This window comes from Sphingosinicella sp. BN140058, assembly GCF_004135585.1.
GTDB lineage: Bacteria > Pseudomonadota > Alphaproteobacteria > Sphingomonadales > Sphingomonadaceae > Allosphingosinicella.
In genome coordinates this window covers 789615-807288 of record NZ_CP035501.1, presented here as the reverse complement: position 1 = coordinate 807288, position 17674 = coordinate 789615, and the positions used below count along the sequence as shown (strand labels likewise).

The 17674-nt window shown below is 64.8% G+C and carries 19 protein-coding genes; 6 read left to right on the top strand and 13 right to left on the bottom strand.

Going from position 1 to position 17674, the window contains the following annotated elements; all coding sequences use genetic code 11:
- Positions 1-31: 31 nt before the first annotated feature.
- Positions 32-736 carry a hypothetical protein gene (locus ETR14_RS03725; protein WP_129383421.1) on the top strand — a complete coding sequence of 235 codons (705 nt, stop codon included), beginning with the start codon at positions 32-34 and terminating at the stop codon, positions 734-736.
- A 265-nt stretch (positions 737-1001) separates the two neighbouring features.
- Here the strand turns inward: ETR14_RS03725 and ETR14_RS03720 are convergent, their stop codons facing one another.
- Positions 1002-3530, bottom strand: coding sequence for a glycoside hydrolase family 9 protein (locus ETR14_RS03720; protein ID WP_243455748.1), 2529 nt, complete (start codon positions 3528-3530; stop codon positions 1002-1004).
- Positions 3531-3622: 92 nt separating this feature from the next.
- On the opposite strand from ETR14_RS03720, the gene ETR14_RS03715 reads away from it, so the two are divergent.
- The 3 genes from ETR14_RS03715 to ETR14_RS03705 all read left to right on the top strand — a co-directional run bounded on the left by ETR14_RS03715 (position 3623) and on the right by ETR14_RS03705 (position 7465).
- Positions 3623-4495, top strand: coding sequence for an alpha/beta hydrolase (locus tag ETR14_RS03715; RefSeq protein ID WP_129383420.1), 873 nt, complete (start codon positions 3623-3625; stop codon positions 4493-4495).
- A 153-nt stretch (positions 4496-4648) separates the two neighbouring features.
- On the top strand, positions 4649-7066 hold the full coding sequence (locus ETR14_RS03710; RefSeq protein ID WP_165356298.1) for an HAD family hydrolase: 2418 nt from the start codon (positions 4649-4651) through the stop codon (positions 7064-7066).
- Positions 7067-7204: 138 nt separating this feature from the next.
- The gene (locus ETR14_RS03705; protein WP_129383418.1) at positions 7205-7465 is read left to right on the top strand and encodes a hypothetical protein; all 261 of its coding nucleotides are present in this window, start codon (positions 7205-7207) and stop codon (positions 7463-7465) included.
- 3 nt (positions 7466-7468) lie between these two features.
- Here ETR14_RS03705 and ETR14_RS03700 read toward each other — a convergent pair whose 3' ends face one another.
- The 6 genes from ETR14_RS03700 to ETR14_RS03675 all read right to left on the bottom strand — a co-directional run bounded on the left by ETR14_RS03700 (position 7469) and on the right by ETR14_RS03675 (position 11526).
- Entirely contained in the window at positions 7469-7915 is a 447-nt protein-coding gene (locus tag ETR14_RS03700; protein WP_243455747.1) for a GNAT family acetyltransferase, read from the bottom strand.
- Positions 7912-8949 (bottom strand): LD-carboxypeptidase, encoded by a 1038-nt coding sequence (locus tag ETR14_RS03695; protein ID WP_129383417.1) that lies wholly within the window; start codon positions 8947-8949, stop codon positions 7912-7914. The genes ETR14_RS03700 and ETR14_RS03695 overlap by 4 nt, the downstream gene beginning before the upstream one ends.
- 53 nt (positions 8950-9002) lie before the next feature.
- The gene (locus ETR14_RS03690; RefSeq protein ID WP_243455746.1) at positions 9003-9332 is read right to left on the bottom strand and encodes a DUF2218 domain-containing protein; all 330 of its coding nucleotides are present in this window, start codon (positions 9330-9332) and stop codon (positions 9003-9005) included.
- Between the two features lie 69 nt (positions 9333-9401).
- Complete coding sequence (locus ETR14_RS03685) at positions 9402-9923, bottom strand: PadR family transcriptional regulator (RefSeq protein WP_129383415.1); 522 nt, start codon at positions 9921-9923, stop codon at positions 9402-9404.
- 190 nt (positions 9924-10113) lie between these two features.
- Positions 10114-11154 carry an SGNH/GDSL hydrolase family protein gene (locus ETR14_RS03680; protein WP_129383414.1) on the bottom strand — a complete coding sequence of 347 codons (1041 nt, stop codon included), beginning with the start codon at positions 11152-11154 and terminating at the stop codon, positions 10114-10116.
- A gap of 93 nt (positions 11155-11247) precedes the next feature.
- Entirely contained in the window at positions 11248-11526 is a 279-nt protein-coding gene (locus ETR14_RS03675; protein WP_129383413.1) for a hypothetical protein, read from the bottom strand.
- 325 nt (positions 11527-11851) lie between these two features.
- Between ETR14_RS03675 and ETR14_RS03670 the strand changes: the two genes are divergently transcribed.
- Positions 11852-12613, top strand: a complete 762-nt coding sequence (locus tag ETR14_RS03670; RefSeq protein ID WP_129383412.1) for a helix-turn-helix transcriptional regulator — start codon at positions 11852-11854, stop codon at positions 12611-12613.
- Positions 12614-12914: 301 nt separating this feature from the next.
- Here ETR14_RS03670 and ETR14_RS03665 read toward each other — a convergent pair whose 3' ends face one another.
- The 4 genes from ETR14_RS03665 to ETR14_RS03650 form a co-directional block, all read right to left on the bottom strand.
- On the bottom strand, positions 12915-13511 hold the full coding sequence (locus tag ETR14_RS03665) for a MarC family protein (protein ID WP_129383411.1): 597 nt from the start codon (positions 13509-13511) through the stop codon (positions 12915-12917).
- 66 nt (positions 13512-13577) lie between these two features.
- Positions 13578-13940, bottom strand: coding sequence for a response regulator transcription factor (locus tag ETR14_RS03660; RefSeq protein WP_243455893.1), 363 nt, complete (start codon positions 13938-13940; stop codon positions 13578-13580).
- Positions 13941-14144: 204 nt separating this feature from the next.
- Positions 14145-14489 (bottom strand): hypothetical protein, encoded by a 345-nt coding sequence (locus ETR14_RS03655; protein WP_129383409.1) that lies wholly within the window; start codon positions 14487-14489, stop codon positions 14145-14147.
- 137 nt (positions 14490-14626) lie between these two features.
- The gene (locus ETR14_RS03650) at positions 14627-15667 is read right to left on the bottom strand and encodes a rod shape-determining protein (protein WP_129383408.1); all 1041 of its coding nucleotides are present in this window, start codon (positions 15665-15667) and stop codon (positions 14627-14629) included.
- Between the two features lie 223 nt (positions 15668-15890).
- Between ETR14_RS03650 and ETR14_RS03645 the strand changes: the two genes are divergently transcribed.
- Entirely contained in the window at positions 15891-16058 is a 168-nt protein-coding gene (locus ETR14_RS03645; RefSeq protein ID WP_129383407.1) for a CsbD family protein, read from the top strand.
- A 123-nt stretch (positions 16059-16181) separates the two neighbouring features.
- Here ETR14_RS03645 and ETR14_RS03640 read toward each other — a convergent pair whose 3' ends face one another.
- Both ETR14_RS03640 and ETR14_RS29050 read right to left on the bottom strand, forming a co-directional pair.
- On the bottom strand, positions 16182-16595 hold the full coding sequence (locus tag ETR14_RS03640) for a hypothetical protein (RefSeq protein ID WP_243455745.1): 414 nt from the start codon (positions 16593-16595) through the stop codon (positions 16182-16184).
- A 132-nt stretch (positions 16596-16727) separates the two neighbouring features.
- Positions 16728-17666, bottom strand: a complete 939-nt coding sequence (locus ETR14_RS29050; RefSeq protein WP_243455744.1) for a spore coat U domain-containing protein — start codon at positions 17664-17666, stop codon at positions 16728-16730.
- Between the last annotated feature and the right edge of the window lie 8 nt (positions 17667-17674).

The following is a 17674-nucleotide window of genomic DNA, read 5'->3' as shown; positions in this document are numbered from 1 at the left end:
ATTTGCTTGCAAAGCAAGTGCGATATTCGCAATGCTGGTGGAGGTCGATTCGGCCGACCGTGGAGGGTTCATGATGATGCGCGGGCGCAGCAAGGCGGGTCGGAAACCGAAGGCAGGGCCTCGATATGCGTGCGGTAGGCTGCGGCCTGTTCGCGACCAGGGAAACGAGCGGGTTGCCGCGCTGGCGCAGCGTTTTCGATCTTTTCAGGGCGGAAAGGCCGACCAGTGGGTGCTGACATCGGCGATCGGACGCGCGTGGGCGGTCGGCTTGCTCGATGGCCATGACGTCGACCCGTCCCTGATACGAGACGCCGGATTGAACTATGCGGCCCGCTATTGGAACTACTACCCGAGCACATCGGGCGTGGGCAGCTATGACGCGGCTGACCGGCGCGGCCGGGCCGTGTCCTGCGACGTGGCGGACCCTCGCGGCGCGGCATTCAGGCGTCTCGATCAGGCCATCGCCGCGGCGGGATCGGCCGCCTATGATGCCGTTCAAAGCATGGTCGTCGATCTCCATGCGTGGCCGCAGGACAATCCCGATTGGCTCGATCGACTGATCAACGCGCGGCTGAAGAGAGCAGGCGTGCCTGCGACCGGTCCGGAGCCGCTCGCGAGTGACCATGACCAGCTTAGACTTGCCGTCGAGGGGTTGATGATTACGATCAGGGGGGGACGGGGCTTCAGCCCCTCGCCAGTCGATAACGGTCCGGGGTACCGGAAGCCAATTTCTTGAATAACGGACGGGACACCATTTCCTTCCAGCCGCGCGCCTTTTCAGCAGCAAACAGCGTGAGGAATCTCACCTCCGGCGTGCGCAATAGCCGGCACTTCGTACTTTCCCGCAATAGCGTCCCCCAACCGAGATCGGCAATAAGCGTCGCGGCCTGTTCGTCTCTCCACCGGAAACCGGCCACGGGCCGAGGCGCTGCTCCCCATGCTGCGCCTCGGCCCGCTCGATCCATGCGGACCGACGTCGGCTAAAACGCCGAGGACTGCGTTCAACGCCCTTGCAGCAGATCGCGCGCGGCGTTGACCAGCTGGATGTAGGCGGCCCCTTCCGTCACAACATATTCGTTCTCGCCCCAGAGGAACGGCCAATCCTCCTTATTTTCCGGGAAGTCGGGCTTCAGGATCAGCACTCCCGGTACTACTCCGCCAGCGATGAAGCTGAAGTCCGCACGATTGTTGCCGTAGGCGACTTCCTTCGACTGCGTGCCGACACCGGAAACGAACGAGACGTCCGATCCAGGGTGGTTGCCGTGGATGAAGGCGAGGGCGCGGAACACCGCGTCGGGCCTGACGATGTCCGGAAATGCCTTGTGCAGAGCGTAGGTGGCGAGGCCGTAATCGAGCACGGTACCGCCGCCCGCCCAGCCGGTGGTCGTGATCGGAACCCCGTACGGATTTGCCTTTGCGATCTTGTCCGATTCCGCCGCCCAGGCGCGCACCGCCGGCTCGATGGCGGCGCGGTAGGATGACGGCATGAAGGGAATGGCCGCCACAGCCGTGGTGGCGTCGCGCGTGAAGGTCTTCGAAATGGTCGGCCAGAGAGCCTCCACGCGCTCCGCGTAAACAGGCTTGCGAGTCGCCGCGAGCAGCTCGACCGCCGCGGCAAGCTCCTCCGCCTCCAGCGGGCCGCCGGTCGTGTTGCCGTGCCGGAAGGTGTGCGGCGGATGGCCGGATTCCTCCTTCCATACCTGCTCCGCCAGCGCCAGCGCGCGGGATGCAAGCGTGTCGTCGAAGCCCTTGAGAGCGCGGCTCGCGGCGGCGAGCGCCGCGGCGGAGCCATAGTTCAAGGCCGAGGCGCGGCTGGTGAAAGCCCAACGGTCGTCCGGCGTGCCGCTCCTGCCGTTTTTCTCTTCGCCCGGCTTCAGCCTGGGATCGTAGATCAGTCCATCGGTCTTGGTCGAAGCGTCGCCGAGATGGGTATATTGGCCGACATCCGGCTCGACGATGCCGTGAATGGCGTGACCGACCGCATCGTACTGCGCGACCAGCTGCAGCGTGCCATGGCGGATCTGCTGGAGGAGGTCGGGCGCACCATCGGGCACGTGCATTTCGACCTTCCGCCGAGCCTGGTCGATCGCGGTCGTGTCGCGTGCAGGGCGGAACCGTTCCCAGCTCTCCACCATCGAGCGGATCACGGCATATTGAGTTTGAGTCCGGATGTCGAAATCGCCGGCATCGAGCCAGCCGCCGACATTGAGGCCGGGGATGTGCTCGCCGGGTGCGAACCTGGTGTCGGTGGTCGGCCCCTGCCGATAGAGATCGATATGCTCGTGATTTACGGGCGCCTGCCGTGCATCGTCCTTGTGCGGTTCGCCATGCCAGACCCGATACGCTTCGTTGACGAACATGTGGTCCATCGCAACGGGGAAGTAGACGTCTAGCGTGGGGTGCCACGCATCGTCGTAGATCGTTCCGCCGATACGAAACGGCGCCGTGCGGGTCTCGCCATATTGGAGCTGATAGAGGCCGGGCTCGCGTACCTTCGAAAAGTCGAAGCTGAGATAGCGATAGCGTAGGTAGTCCCCCCAAGGCTTCGCCGGTCCGGTCGACACCGGCACCGTCGAGCCGTCGGACGTGAGGCGGAGCAGCCGCGGCGCGAGGCGGCGACGATCGTTGCGGTCGAGTTCGATCGTTGCGATCTTGGTTTCGGACGGGGCGTAACCGAGCTGGGAGTGGCCGATCACCGGCGGCCGCAGCCAGCCAGGCGCCGACGACGCCTCGACCGTCCACTCGAGCACGCGCCCGGTGCGGCCGGAGGGCAGCAGCGAGCGCAGCACGAACCAGCCATTCTGCGCCTGGTTACGGCCGTCGAACAGCTGAATGCTTCCGTCCGAGGTGCGGACACTGACCCGGCGGGACGGATCCTCCGGCGCGAGCACGAAGGCCTTTCCGGTGGCAAGGGGGAGCGGCTCGGCGCCCGGGCCCTCGCTCCGTCCGCTCGCCGCGTTGCGCTCCGACGTCAGCATCATCGTGCCGGCCGGGTAGAGGGGGAAGGTGCCGGCCTGATCGTCGGCCATGTAGCTCTTGCGGAAATAGGCGGAGGGCAGGAATTCGAGGTTGAAGCCTGCCTTCCCCTGCAAGGCGGCAGGAAGCGCCTGCGGCAGCTCGATGCTGATCCGGAGCTGGTTGCCGCGCGGCTCCGCACGGATGGTGTAGCGGAAATCGTGTTCGGGATATTCGAGCCGTGCCTCGACGACACCGGTACGCGCGTCCGCCTTCCGGTCAACCAACCTGCCGATCGGATCCCACTGACCGGGCGTCGCAGACAGCCGGACATCGCCATTGGTGGCGGTACGCGCACCGCGCTGAATGAGCTCGACGCCGCTGATCTTGGAATCGGCGAACAGGCCATCATACCAGTTGCTGAACACCAACCAGTTGACGCCCGGGCTCTCGTAATAGCCCGCCTCGCCAAGCGACAGCCCGGCGCCCGATGTCTGCGCCTGCGCTGACGACGGCGAGAGGATCGCAGCCGTGCCTGCAAGCAGCGCGATCAACATTCCGTTACCCTTGGACACTCAACTCTCCCTGTTTATGTTTGCGCTAACATAGCCGAGCCGTCATGCTTGCCAAGCGCCTCCGGAGGAGCAGGCCGCCAGGGGAGAAGAGGATGAGGCTGAGCTTTCCGTTCGTGCTGCTGCTAGCGTTCGCGTCGGCAGCACTGGGGCAATCACCGGCGGTTCCGGTAACCATTCCCCTCTGGACGGATGGAGCGCCCGGTTCCGAGACTCGCCGCAGCGAACCGGAGCAAGCGCAGGACTATTGGATCAAGAACGTCCACAATCCCTCGGTTACGGTATTCGCGGCCGATCCTCGCCACGCCAACGGCGCGTCGGTCGTGGTCGTGCCGGGCGGGGGACATCGGATTATCGTCTGGACGAGCGAAGGCCTTGCGGTGGCGCAGGCGTTGAACCGCATGGGCATCACGGTGTTCGTATTGAAGTACCGGCTCGCTCGGGAAGAGGGGAGTCGCTACTCGATCGAAGGCGACGCACTCGGCGACCTGCGACGGGCGGTGCGCTGGGTGCGCGCGAACGCCAAGCGCTATGATCTCGATACCGATCGGGTCGGCGTCATGGGCTTTTCGGCCGGTGGGGAACTCGTCTCGATGCTTGCCGACAACAAGCCTGCGGCAGGGCTGCCGTCGCCGCGCGATGCCGTCGATCGCGAGAGCGCGCGACCCGACTTCCAGATCCAGGTTTTCCCTGGGCCGCTCGGCGTTCCTGCCAATGCAGTCGCCGGCGCACCGCCGGCGTTCATCACCGCCGGATCTCTCGACCAATGCTGCGCCGAACCGGCAGTAACCCTCTACGAGCAATTGCGGAAGGCGAGCGTACCAGCCGAGCTCCACATGTACGCCAATGCCGACCACGCCTTCAATCTGGGCGAGGCATCGAACCTGTTGTCGATCCTGCACTGGCCCGAACGTCTGCACGATTGGCTGCTGGACAGCGGCTTCCTCGACGATCGCAGCCGTCGATAGCGCCATCGGAACGGATGCCGCGGGGAGGTGGCCGGTGCCCGCTTCCGACGGGGGCGGCAAAACTTTCCGGGTGTTCCACCACGGGACGCCTGCGTGGTCCTATAAAGTGACGGTTAACGCCGTTACCGGACCATCGTGAAGGACCAGCCCCTCATGCCCCGCAGCTCGATCCTGCCGCACCAACTGCCGACCGCGCTCGACCAACATCCGGAAGCGGCCGTTCTGTCGCTCGACTGCTTCGATACGCTGCTGTGGCGCAACGTCCACCAGCCGGACGACGTGTTCGCCGATCTGGTCAAGGACGGCATCGATCCCGGCCAGCGGATCATGGGCGAGCGTCGCGCACGCACCGAGGCGCGGATCAACGACGATCGTTACGAGGTCACCTTCAACGAAATCTACGCCAAGCTGATGACCAATGCGGACGAGGGCGTCCGCAGCGCCGCGATCGCCCGCGAACTCGCCGCCGAGGCGCGGCACTGCTTCCCGTTCCGCCCCACCGTGGCGCTGATGGAGCGTGCCAAAGCCAGCGGTCTCAAGGTGGTGATCGTCTCCGACACGTATCTCGACAATGCCCAGCTCACCGAACTTCTCCGTGCCGCCGCCGGCGAGGACGTGCTTGCGCTGATCGATCGGATCTTTTGTTCGTCCGATTACGGCAAGCCAAAGGCCGCGGGCCTGTTCGTCGACGTGCTCGCCGAGCTTGGCGTGGAGCCCGGCCAAATTCTCCACCTCGGCGACAATCCGGTTGCCGACTTCGATGCTCCGATCAAGCTTGGCATATCGGCCTTGCATCTCGTCCAGTTCGACGAAGCGACGAAGGAACGGCTCCGCCTGGAAACCGTAGGCTCCTCGGTGTTCAATTCGGCCGTGCGCGGTTCGATGCCGGCCTTTCAGCCGCATCGCGCCGGCCTCTCGATAGCCCAGCCGCTGATGGAGGATCCGGTTTCCGCGCTCGGCTATGCAGCGCTCGGCCCCGTCTTTTACGGCTTCGGTCGCTGGCTGCTCGACGAAGCGGCCGAGCTGGAAGCGCGCACCGGCAAGCCGGTTCGCATGCTCTTCCTGCTTCGCGACGGCCATCTGCCGCATCTCGTGCACCAAGCGATCGCGCCGGAAGCGACGAATGCCTCGCGGGGCGAGATCAGCCGCCTCACGTCTTCGGCCGCGACGTTGACCACCGACGATGCGGTTCTGCGCTATGCCAAGGTTGCCACGCTTTCGGGCTACCCGGCCGACTACACGCTGAGCCGCCTGCTGTTCCCGCCTGCGGAGGTCAGCCGCATCATCCGTTCTCTCCCGAAGAAGGGCGATCAGGGAGAGGCGCTTCGCCGGTACCTCGCCAAGCCGCAGCAGCTGAACCAGATCACGCGCCGTTCGCGCGCATTCTGCGACCGTATGATCCAGCACGTTCGCCAGGCGACAGGAATTCAGCCCGGCGAGACGCTTATGCTGGTCGATCTGGGTTATAACGGCTCGGTTCAGAATCGCGTCGATAAGGTGCTCGCAGAGGAACTCGGCGTCCATGTTGCAGGTCGCTATCTGCTGCTCGCGGAGAATGAGGTGAGCGGCCTCGACAAAAAGGGCTTCATCGATCGTCGCCATTATGACGACCGCGCGCTCGATGCACTGGGTTCAGTGGTCGCCGTGATCGAGCAGCTTGCGACCGTGAGCCAAGGCTCCGTCGTCGACTACAATGCCGACGGCTCGCCGATCCGCCTCGAATACACGATCAGCGACTCCCAGACCCGGATCCGCGATCAGGTGCAGACGGCATGCGTCCAGTTCGCGAAAGATGTTGACGGTGCTTCCCACCGGCGGCCCGCGTCGGACGACGTCGCCTGGACCCACGGTGCCGCCGCCACCCTGATCCGCCTGATGTTCCTGCCGACCAAGCAAGAGCTCACCGTACTCGAGGCGTTCGATCACGACATCAACCTCGGCACCTCCTCGCACGTCAGATTGTTCGACCCAGAGGTCGCTGAGCGTGAACTGAAGCGCCGTGGGCCTTTCTACCTCAAGCACAGCGAGCGCATGTATCTTCCTGCGGAACTGCGCGGCCAAGGCTTTCCGCTCACCCTGATGGCGATGGCCAGTTGGCGCTTGCGGCTGGACGTCCAGCATAGTGAGTTCAGCGACCGCGACATCGCCCTGCCGGTGATGATTGCCGACGGCAATGAGCTCAGCGAGAGTATCGTCCGGGCGACGCCGACGCACGAAGGCTTCTTCGTCGCATCGATCCCGGTCGGCAACGGACGGTTCGCCATCGGCGCGCAATTCGCCAAGCAATATTCCTGGCTGCAGATAGAATCGGTGTGGTTCACGCCGACTGCGACCTTCCTCAACCCGCGGAGCATGCACGCGTCCAAGGATTATGACGCGCCCTATCATCTGGAAGGGATCGAGGAAGTCGCCCCGGGGCTGCTCAAATGCACCGAGGAAGCGGGATTCATGCTCGTGCCGCCGCCGCCCTCGCAGGCCGACGTCGTCCTGCACATCGCCTTCCGTCCGATCGCGCCGCGCGTGAAGGCGGCGGCCGATGCGCATCCGGCGGAGCCGGCATTGGTCGGCTGACCGCTCACCAACACCATTTCATCGACGATGGGGGCAGGCACGGCGCACCAGCGTTCGTGCCTGTTCTCGTTCTTTGGCGATTCCTGCCGCAGATTCAGAGGCTTGGAACAAGATCGCGGGTAAGCCGTTCAATCCGCCATGGCAGAGATAGGCTTTCCCGTCTTCTTCACCCTGATGCTCCTCGCTGGCATCTGCGCTTTAGCTGCGACGGTGGCTGCACATTGGTCGAGGATCGTGGCGGCGTTGGACGGCGATCTGATCGCCGGCCCATCTCCCGAGCGGATACTCTCGGTGCGAACCTGCGCTCCGGCAGATCTTCCTTATGTCGCGCGCCGGATGGACCGCGCCGCCGTTTCCGAGCCAGCACGGCCGGCGCCTGGGCGGCGCAAGGCTGCGTGATGGTCAGGCGGCCGGGTTCAACCTCTTGCCCATGCTGATCCGCGGCTCGCTCTCGTAACCCAGTCGCGCATAGAAATGCGCCACTGCCTCATTCTCGGCCCGCACCTGAAGATTGACCTTGGTGCAGCCAAGTGCCGCCAGTCGGATCTCAGCCGCCGAGATCATTTCCGAGGCCACACCCGTGCCCCGGTGGCTGAGCCGCACCGCGACCGAATAGAGCCAGCCGCGGTGCCCATCATAGCCGGCCATGACCGTGCCGACGACGTTGCCGGCATCCTCGGCGACGAGAAACAGTTCCGGCTGGACGGCGAGCTTGGCTGGAATGGCGATCTCGGCGCGGTTGTGCGGCGGATCGTTCGGAAACGCTTCCTGCCACAATGAGTCCACACCATTGAAGTGATGGTCCTGATAGTGCGTGATGGCGATCGACGATCTTTCAGTATGGCTCACGAGACGGCCGCTTCCAAAATCCGGATCGTGCCCTCTGCGGCGTCGATCTCGGCTTGGGCACCCACTGGAATGCTGAACTGATTGGCGACGTGGCCGATCAGCGCGCCCTGGAAAGCCGGTATTCCGAGCGGCTCGAGATGCTGTTGCAGCACCTCGGACAAAGTGAAGCCGCTATAGGAAGGGCCATTGTTGCGACAGTCCGTGCATTGGCCGAACACGACTCCGGCGAGCTTGCCGAGCACGCCGCCCAAAGACAGCTGGGTGAGCATGCGATCGATGCGATACTCGGCCTCGTCCGTATCTTCAATGAACAGGATCGCCCCGTTGAAGTCGGGAAGATAGGGCGTGCCCATAAGAGCGGTAAGCACCGTCAGGTTGCCGCCGAGCAGCCGGCCGGTGGCCCTGCCCGGGCGGAAGGTGCGGGTCCGCCACATGCGCTGGACCAGCCGGTCGTCGCTGGCCTGCGGATTGCTGTAGACCGGGGTCGCGCCGTCGAAAGCGATGCTTCGGAAGCTGTCCCACGACAATTTGCCCCAGGAGCTTGCGGCATTGGGGCCGTGAATGGTGGTGAAGCCCGCTTTTGCCGCGAACGCCATGTGCAGCGCCGTGATGTCGCTGAAGCCGATCAGCAGCTTGGGATGCGCGCGAATGCGGTCGAAATCGAGATAAGGGAGGATGCGGGCGCAGCCCCATCCGCCGCGTACTGCGAAGACGGCGCGCACGGCATCGTCGGCATACATTGCGTTGACGTCCGCGGCCCGCTCCTTGTCCTTGCCGGCAAGATAGCCGTAGCGGGCGGTGAGATGCGGCGCCGCCTTCGGCACCAGGCCCATGGCCGAGATCGTTTCCTTGACCAGCGCCAGATCGAAGGCGTCGTCGGTGAAACCGGCCGGCTCGATGAGACCGACGGTGTCGCCGGGGCGCAGGCGGGGCGGCTTGCGCAAGGAGGTCTTCGCCCCGGCCTTGTCGAGCGGGAGCGCCAAAGCGGCGGCGAGCGCGCCTAGGCCGGCGATCGCAGTGCGTCGGTCGTGCATGGATCGCACATAGAGCCGAAACGATCCCGCTCGGCAAGCCGCTTCCCGGTGCGCTACCGCGCCTCGCGCCAGTCGAAGGTGAGGGGCGCTTCGCGAAATGCGAAGCGATCCAGGTGCCGGGCGAGAACGTCCTTCAAATTCTCGAGCTGCTCGGCTGACGTCGCGTCGATGCGAACCTCCAGAGCGTTGTCCCGCGCGTCGAGAGTGGCGATCCCGTCGCCGGGAAAATCTGCGCCGCGTGCGTCCTTCGGAAAGGTCACGGTACCATGCTCAGGCGTGAACTGGACGTCCAGATTATGGGTCCAGTGCTTGCACAATTGCTGGAGGTAGCGGCTGCCGTTTGAAGTCGGCACCGACGCTGTCGCTTTGAATGTCTCGGTCATTCTCTTGTCCATGGCTGACGGAGGCACGATGCCGAGCCTCCGCCGAATCAATTCAAGTCGCGGCACGCTTCAGAGCCGCTCGATCTTCTGCGCAGTTTCGTCGAGCAGGGAGACGATCTGGTGGACCGTTTCGGGAGCGATGTCGCCCCGGCCGACGCGATGGCGCAAGACGCTCTCCAGATTTCCCATCGCCCGGCGAAGAGGCGTCCGATCGACCCGGGCGCGCTCGGCACCGAGCCCCTCCAGCCGCTGAAACAGAGCCGCCACTTCCTCCGCGCGGGCGGCGAGCTCTGCGCGCCCGGCATCGGTCGCGCCGAACAATTTGCGCGTTCCCTCCGCTTTCTCCTCGCCGATCAGGCCCATGTCGTCCAGCATCGTCAGCGTCGGGTAGATCACGCCCGCGCTCGGCGCGTAGGCGCCTGCGGTGCGCTCCTCGATGTCGCGGATCAGATCGTAGCCGTGTCGCGGTTGATCGGAGATGAGCTTGAGCAGGACCAGGCGGAGCTCGGCGCCGTCGAACATCCGTCGGCGCCGGCCTTCGCCGCGCCCGCCGAAGGGCTCACCACCGCCATGGCCCCAATGACCCCGCATTGCAAAACGCCCGCCCCGACGCTCGCCGCAACCATGCAAATGAAACATAGCGATTCCTTCATTTCGTTCCGTATTGCATCAAGATATATCTTGATAATAGCGAAATGCAAGCGGGCGGGCTACGTTTTTGCAATCCTTTTGGACACGCAGGTGCTTGAGCTCGATGGCGCGGGCATTCCGGTCCGATCGGTTAATAGGGTCCGATCGCTTGTTGCACGAGCGATGCCAGCTTCAAATCGTCCGCCAGGGAAGGGTGCCAGTCGCACCCACCGAGATCGAGCCCGTTGAACTGGATCACCTTGACGCCGGCAACCTTGTTCAGGGAGGCAGCGACAGCTTCGACGTCCGAGAAGAATTTGTCGGAGGCCATGAGGATGAAGCGTGCCTGCGGCTGACGACGGCCGAGGTCACTGATGAAGGCGGCGTAGCGCGCTCGGTAGGCAGCGCGCAGCGCCTCTTGATCCGCCCATGGTTCGCCCGCCTTCAGCGGAGTCGAAAAGTCGTTCGTTCCAAGGTTGATCACGATCACCTGTGGGCGCCACCCGGCATTGGCCGCCTCCAGGTGCGCGGGGTCGTCCGGCTTCAAGCGGGGATAGAGGGTCGGCAGACTCAGGCCGGAACTGCTGCCGCCGTAATTGCGAACGATCCCGAACCCCGAATAGGCGTTGATTCGATAATCGGCGTCGAAATGTCGTGCCACGATCGGCCCGAAAGCCTGCTGCGTGTCGGTCGTGTCATGGATCTGCTCGGGGGTGCACGTCCGCGTTGCGGAGCTATTGCCGTAGCCGACGGTGTACGAGTCGCCGATGAACTCGATCTGGCGCTTTCGAGGCCGCGTCGGCAGCGGCTTGCTGCCTGCCGCCGGAAAGAAACCGTGGAACCTGGCACCGCCGGTCTGACTCTCGGTCAGCTTCTCCAGTCGGATGCGGTGATCGCCGGAGGGAAGCCGATCGATGACGACGTCGGCCTTGCCGGGTTTTCGGAACACGCGCGTCACCTTGCCGTCGATCAGAAGGCGAAGATGCTCGGCTGGTGCGTCGAAGACGACCCGCACGGCCGTGCCGCGGAACCGACCCTCGAAGTAAACTCCGGGCCACCCGAAGGTGAAACTGCCACCCGCCTCGGCGATGACGCGGCCGCCGATCGTGACCGGCAGCCTAACTTGCGCCGGGGACGCTGCGACGAGCACGAGCAGCGGAAGAATGGAAGCCAGGGAATGCAGTCGCCGCATGACGGTCCTCGATCGAAGTCGAGGCTCAGGAGCACGACGCGCGCCGCGGCGCAAGGTCGGCACGAGCCTGCACGGGCAGGGCTAGCGCTTGGCTCAGCGGACGGCGGATCTTCTGATCTCTGCCCCGGCGGCGATACCTTCCGCCTCCGCTTGGGCGACGGCCCGCTCGATCTCAGCTGCGCTTGGCGACGGAAGTGAGGGCCCTTCGCCGGCGGTGAGAGAAGGCGTTAGAACCAGGGCGCCGGACGTCGCTCCGATCATCACCCAAAGCAACGACGCCTCGATCAGCCGGTTGAACCCGGCACCGAGTCGTTCCGCGAGGGGTGAGCGGTTGATCTCCTGAGACGAGAGATCGTCCAGCATCGTGACCATTTCATCCGTCCTTGCGTGACAGAGTCGCGCTGATCACGCGACGCCGGTGACGCCGAGGCCGGCCAAGTGGGTGGCGAAAAGGATCAGCGCAACGAGTCCGATCCCGATCGATCCTGCCCCGAGCCTGACGGCCTCCATGTTCCACCGAGTCATCGTTCCGGTTCCTTGTTGTCTGTTGTCCCCGATATGCGCCGACACCGCACGGATCGCGACGGGACATGGCGGCAATTCGCCGCATCGCGGCCGGGAAATGTGCATGCCGAGCGATCATCCATTGACGAGATGTGCGGATTTGTGCGGAAATGCGCACAAGAAAGGCGGGGGCATGCACGAAGAGTTCGATCTTGGGCAAAGCAATGCGGTGGCGACCAAGGTCCGCGAGGAATTGGCACGGCGCCGACGTTCGCGCCAATGGCTCGCGGACGAGGCCAGGATCAGCATCTCCACGCTGGAGAAGGCGCTGTCAGGCCGGCGTCCGTTCACGCTCGGAACCGTGGTTCGACTCGAGGAGGCGCTCACCACGCGCCTACGCGACGCGCCAATTGCGCCGGCGCCCCAGGCCGACAGCCGGCTCGCTCCCGAAGAGCTCGGCGCCTATGCGCGGGCGGGCGTACGATGGCTCGAGGGCCACTACCTGACCTTGCGACCGTCGATCGACGAGCCCGGTGCGATCTACGCCTACCGCACCGTCATCTCGTGGGACGACAGTCGAAACCTGCTGCAATTTGCCGAGTCGGCCCGGCTCGACAGCGATTTCACCCAGAAAGGCGTGGTCTCTTTTCCCGGATTGTCCGGGCACATCTACCTCGTCACCAGCTGGGAAGGACAATATCGCATGGCCCTCCTTTGCCGACCGGGGATCCATGGCGACATGAACGGGGTGCTGACGACGTTGGTGGTCGGATCGGGATCCCAGCTGATTCCCGCGTCAACTCCGATCACGCTGGTTCCGATCCGAGGCGATGCAGAGCCGCAGACCGGCCTCGTTCGACCCGGAATGGAGTGCCACGAGGAATACCGGACCCGGGTCGAGTGCGTCACGATCAAGCGCTACGCGGTCTTCCCGGGTCTGACGGTGCAGAATTGAACAGGGGAGCTTGCGCGCCGATTGGATAGGCCAGTTGCAGAAAATGCATTCGTGTTAGCGATCGTTGCACTTGCGACATGCATTGCTGCGATGCACAAAGAGCGGGCCTTTCAGGCATCCTCTCCTAATGAAACTTGGCCAGCCTTCGGGCTGGCCTTTTTTTTGCGGTTCGCGTAATCGCGAGTCGCTACGGCTGAGCCCAGAGAACAAAAAAATTCAGGGGACGATGTCGCCGGACAGACCGGCAAGCGGGTTCGCCGTAGCATGCCTGCCCCGATCGTCCGCAACGCCCGCACGCTGATCAGCCGACCGGGAGGAATCCGGGCGCTTCCAGGCTGCCGTAAAGGAAGATTTCCACGGCGAGGAGCAGCAGCCCGACTCCCGCGACGATCTCCACCAGACGGACACCGCGCGGGCCGAGACTGGCCTGCACGCGCGGGGACGCATAGAGCAGAACGCCCGACACGATCCAGGCAAGGTAGGCGGCCGTTCCCCAGCCTGGCCAGCGTGTCGGATCGCGAGCCACCAGGACGAGCTCCGCGGCGAGGACGGACGGCCCGGCGATGAACGGAAAGGCGAGCGGAAAGAAGAGACGGTCGCGCCGGGCGGCTTCGACCGATATGCCGCCTCCACCATAGAGCAGCCGCCGTGCTCCCATCACGGCCAGGACGAGTCCTCCGGCCGCGACGAGCAAGGGAGCGCGGCCGATCCGTTCCAGCGCTACGGTCGCCGCAGCCAGGAAGGAGGCCATGACGATGAGCGCAAGCGCCAGTTCGCGCAGGACGATCCGGCGTCGTACTGCAGGTTCGAGGAGGTGGAGTTCGGCAATGAACAAGGATGCCTTGCCGACCGGGTTGAGCGCGAACAGGATCATCAGGAAGGCGAGCAGAAGATCCATGATCAGCGCGGTCGGCTCACTGAAACTCCGAAGGGCACGCGTCCGGATCCTTGCTTGATCAGATGCCTATTGCCGCGGCACCAGCGGCATTACGCGTCGGATCGCTCGGACCATCTCTTCGCGCCCGAACGGTTTGTGGAGAAACTCGACCGCGCCACACGCACGTGCGAGGTCTTCGGAATCCTCGTCGAGCGAGCCGGTCATGACGATCACGGGCCAGTGAACGCCGCGGTCGCGCAATAGCCGAATTCCATCGATGCCGTTGGTTCCGGCCATGTGGATATCGGTCAGCACACAGCCCGGTATGAGGGTCGACACCGTAGCCAGAAACAGGTCGGCAGAGCTAAAATGGTGCACATCGAGACCGCTTGCGCGGAGAAGGGCGCCGAGCGAGAGGGCGACTGCGGGATCGTCCTCGACGAGATACAGCGTGTCCTGCTGAATGGCCGTCCCATCCCCTTGTCGATAGCCGCAGCGGCGAGAGACCGCGCAGACCGGTTTGGACCATCCGGCGGAGAAGGTCCAGTCAGAGGCAAATGCGGCGAAGCGGCCGCGGTTCCCGCGGCATGCACGCGCGAGGGTCGAAGAAGGAGCGCCGCTTCGAGCGGCGCTCCTCCCGAGGCTGGTAAATGCTCAGCCGCGGCGACCGTCCCAGTCGCGGCGCTCGAGCCGCAGCCGCTGGTGCAAGCGGTTCACCTGGTTTTCGAGCTGGGCGACTTCCTGCCGGTCGAGTCCGCCCCGGGTGAAGCGATTGTAGGTCCGCTGCAGGCTTAGGGCATCCCGGCGCAACCCGCCGGCTTCGCGCTGCGAGATGGTCTTGCGCTGGACGGCACGTGAGATCTGACGGTCGAGCTGGTTGATGTCGTTCTGGATCTGACGCTGCACGCCCGGCTGGACGCGCCAGGCCTGGGCAGAGGCAGGGGCGGCAGCGCCGGCAAGGGCGGCGACGGCAACGGCGGCGACGATGAACTTACGCATGACTTGACTCCTCGACTATGGTCCGACGCCCGAAAGCGTGAGAGGACATTTGCAACCGCGCTGTCGCGTGATTGTGCCGGTCGAGCATCGAAAATGTCGCAATTTGTATCGGATCCGGCGCGGCAAGCGGCCGCGGATCACCCGTCGATCAACACGCCGCGATAATCGGGATCTTCGAGCGCCCGCCCGGCCCCGAGCGCCACGCAGGACAGGGGATCGGCGGCAACGACCACCGGCAGGCCGGTGGCAATCGAAAGCGCCTCGTCCATACGCTGCAGCAAAGCTCCGCCTCCAGTCATGACGATGCCGCTGTCGACGATGTCGGCGGCGAGTTCCGGAGCGGTATTCTCGAGCGCGGTACGGACGGCGCTGATGATCTGCGTCACCGAGTCGGCGAGCGACTGCGCAACCTCGATCTGGCTGATCGTGATCTCCTTGGGCATGCCGGCCGCGAGATGGCGTCCGCGCACCACGAGGGTCGGTGCATTTCCAGTGGGCGGCAGCGCGGCTCCGAGGGCGATCTTGATCCGTTCGGCGGTCGCCTCGCCGATCACCAGATTATGCTTGCGGCGGACCGCATTGATGATCGCATCGTCCATCTTGTCGCCGCCGACGCGGACCGACGTGCTGTAGGCAAGACCCCGCATCGACAGGACGGCCACTTCCGTGGTGCCGCCGCCGATGTCGACGATCATCGCGCCGATCGGATCGATGACGGGCAGCCCGGCCCCGATCGCTGCGGCCATCGGCTCCTCGATCAGAGAGACTTTCGAAGCACCGGCATTGCTCGCCGCGTCGCGAATGGCGCGGCGTTCCACCGAGGTCGAACCCGACGGCACGCAGACCACGATCTCGGGACGGCGCGGCAGTCGCGAGCGGCCGCCATGCACCTTGTCGATGAAATGTTTGATCATCTGCTCGGCGACGTCGATATCGGCGATCACGCCGTCGCGCAGGGGCCGGATGGCCTGAATGCTCGCGGGCGTCTTGCCCATCATCAGCTTGGCATCGCGGCCCACCGCCTTGACGCGGCGAACCCCATCGAGAGTCTCTATCGCCACCACCGACGGCTCGTTGAGGACGATCCCGCTCTCCCGAAGGTGGACCACGGTGTTCACGGTCCCGAGATCGATCGCCATGTCGTGCGATGCGAGCCGGAGAAATCGGGGAAGCTGCATGTTCACTCGGTCCACTCAATGGGCGCATCGAAGGCCCGCACCTGCACGGCGCTTCCGCCAGGGCATGGCCCGCACGCGGCTTTCGCGCCGTCGACCGCCTATCTACGCATCCCTCCCGCTTGGCAATGCGCGGGGGCATGGGCCGGCGTCGTCAGCATCGGCGATGGCAAGGGAACGGGTAGGCGCATCGGTTCGTTTAAGTTTCAAAACAAGGAGTACCGACATGGGTGAATTCACCGATCGCCTCAAAGGCGCCGCCAATCAGACCGCAGGCAACCTCAAGCAAGGCAGCGCCAACGAGCGCGTCCGCGAGGAAGGCGCTGCGCAGGAGATGAAGGGCAAGGGCCAGGAGCTCAAGGGCAGGGTCAAAGGCGTCATCAACAGCCTCTGACCGGCCATAGGGCCGACTTTTGGGGTGTCGTCGGCATGTGCCGGTCGGGCACCCCAATTCATTTGCGGGAGGTTTCCCGGGGCCGGGGGACAATCCGGCTCTCGAGCGCCGTCGCTTCCGAGCTCAGGCGGCCTGAAGACGCAGTTGAAGCATGCTGGTGTCGAAGCCAGCCTCGCCGGGAACCGCGAGCAGCATTCGCTCCCGCTTGCGGGGGCCAACCTCGTGGCTGAGCACCGCTTCGCCGGAGCCGTTCAGCACCACCCGGTCTTCACCGGCGGCAAGCACCGCGCCGCGCAGCGTTCCCGGCGTGTAGCTGACGATGACGTCGTAGCCGCCGGGCGCGTTGCAATATTCGGCGATCTGCCCAAGCACGATCTCGCCGCCGTTGCCGGCGCCGGCCCCGACCGGAGAATGCGACACGGTGCAGTGGGTCGCGACGGTCAGGCTGAGATTGTAGCCGAAACTTTCCGCGTGGGCGCTTGGAGTCGCACTGGCGAAGAGGGTCAGGGCAGTTGCAGCGGCGAATTTACGCATCATCGTTCCACCTTCCAGCGCCGCCACAGGGCGTGTTCTGGTGGATGTAACCGCTGAACCTAACTCAACGGTTAAAGCCGTGCGACGAACGGCCCTGCGAATGCGGTTGATGGCGGAATCGCGTCCAAGTCTTTGTTATTGCGGCGCTACCGATATGGTGATGACGTCGCTGTAGACACCCGCCCGTTGCCCCGACGGGTCGCTGATCCGGAATTGCACCGGCAATGAGCTGCGGGTGAGGCCGTTGGTCGGCGGGCTGGAGATGTCGGCCTGCCCCGTCCCGAGCGCGGCGGATTGCCCGCCGAGGCTGAGCTGATAGGGCACGTACCATTCGGTGCTGCCGAGCCGCAGCCGCCCATTGTTGCGTGATTGGACGTTGAGCGAATAGCGGCGCGTGCTCTGGACCCGCAATTGTAGCGGAACCTGCGCGAGCCCCTCTTCCAATTGCCCGAGATCGACGAGGGCCTGGCCATTGTTGATTGCATAAGCACCGGAGAGGCCGAGGGTCGCCGAGGGAAGCACTTCGATGCCGAGAACGATTTGGCGGCTCGCCAGCAACCGGCCCTTGCCGTCCTCCGCCTCTACCTGCACCCGTTGATCGAAAACGCCGTCGCCCTGGAGCGCGTCTTCGGCGACCAGGAAGCGATATTGCACGACCTGCTGGCTGCGGGGAGCGACCACCACCGGACGCCGTGTCGCCGGTTGGACGGTCCTCCCGGTCCGCGGCGTCGCTTCGTAGGATCCGAACAGATCGAACAAGGCATAGGGCACGCGCCGGCCGTTGAGCGCCTGCAGGCCGAAGGGCTCCTGATCGGCCATGAAGATCGGGAAGAAGGTACAGCCGCCTTCGCCCTCGTTCGAGAAAGTCAGTTCGAACGTGCCGGAGGCTTCGCTGTTGCCGAACGGATCATATCCGCGGACCACCCAACTGCCGGCGCTGGTGTCGATCCGGAGCCGGCAATCGCCGTTGCCGGCGGCACCACTCGGCTGGGCCTGAGCTTGGGAACGCGCGGGTCCGGCGTCAAGCGTCGCGGCGGCGATGGTGCATGCCAGCAGGAACGGAAGGCTTTTCATGTCAGCAC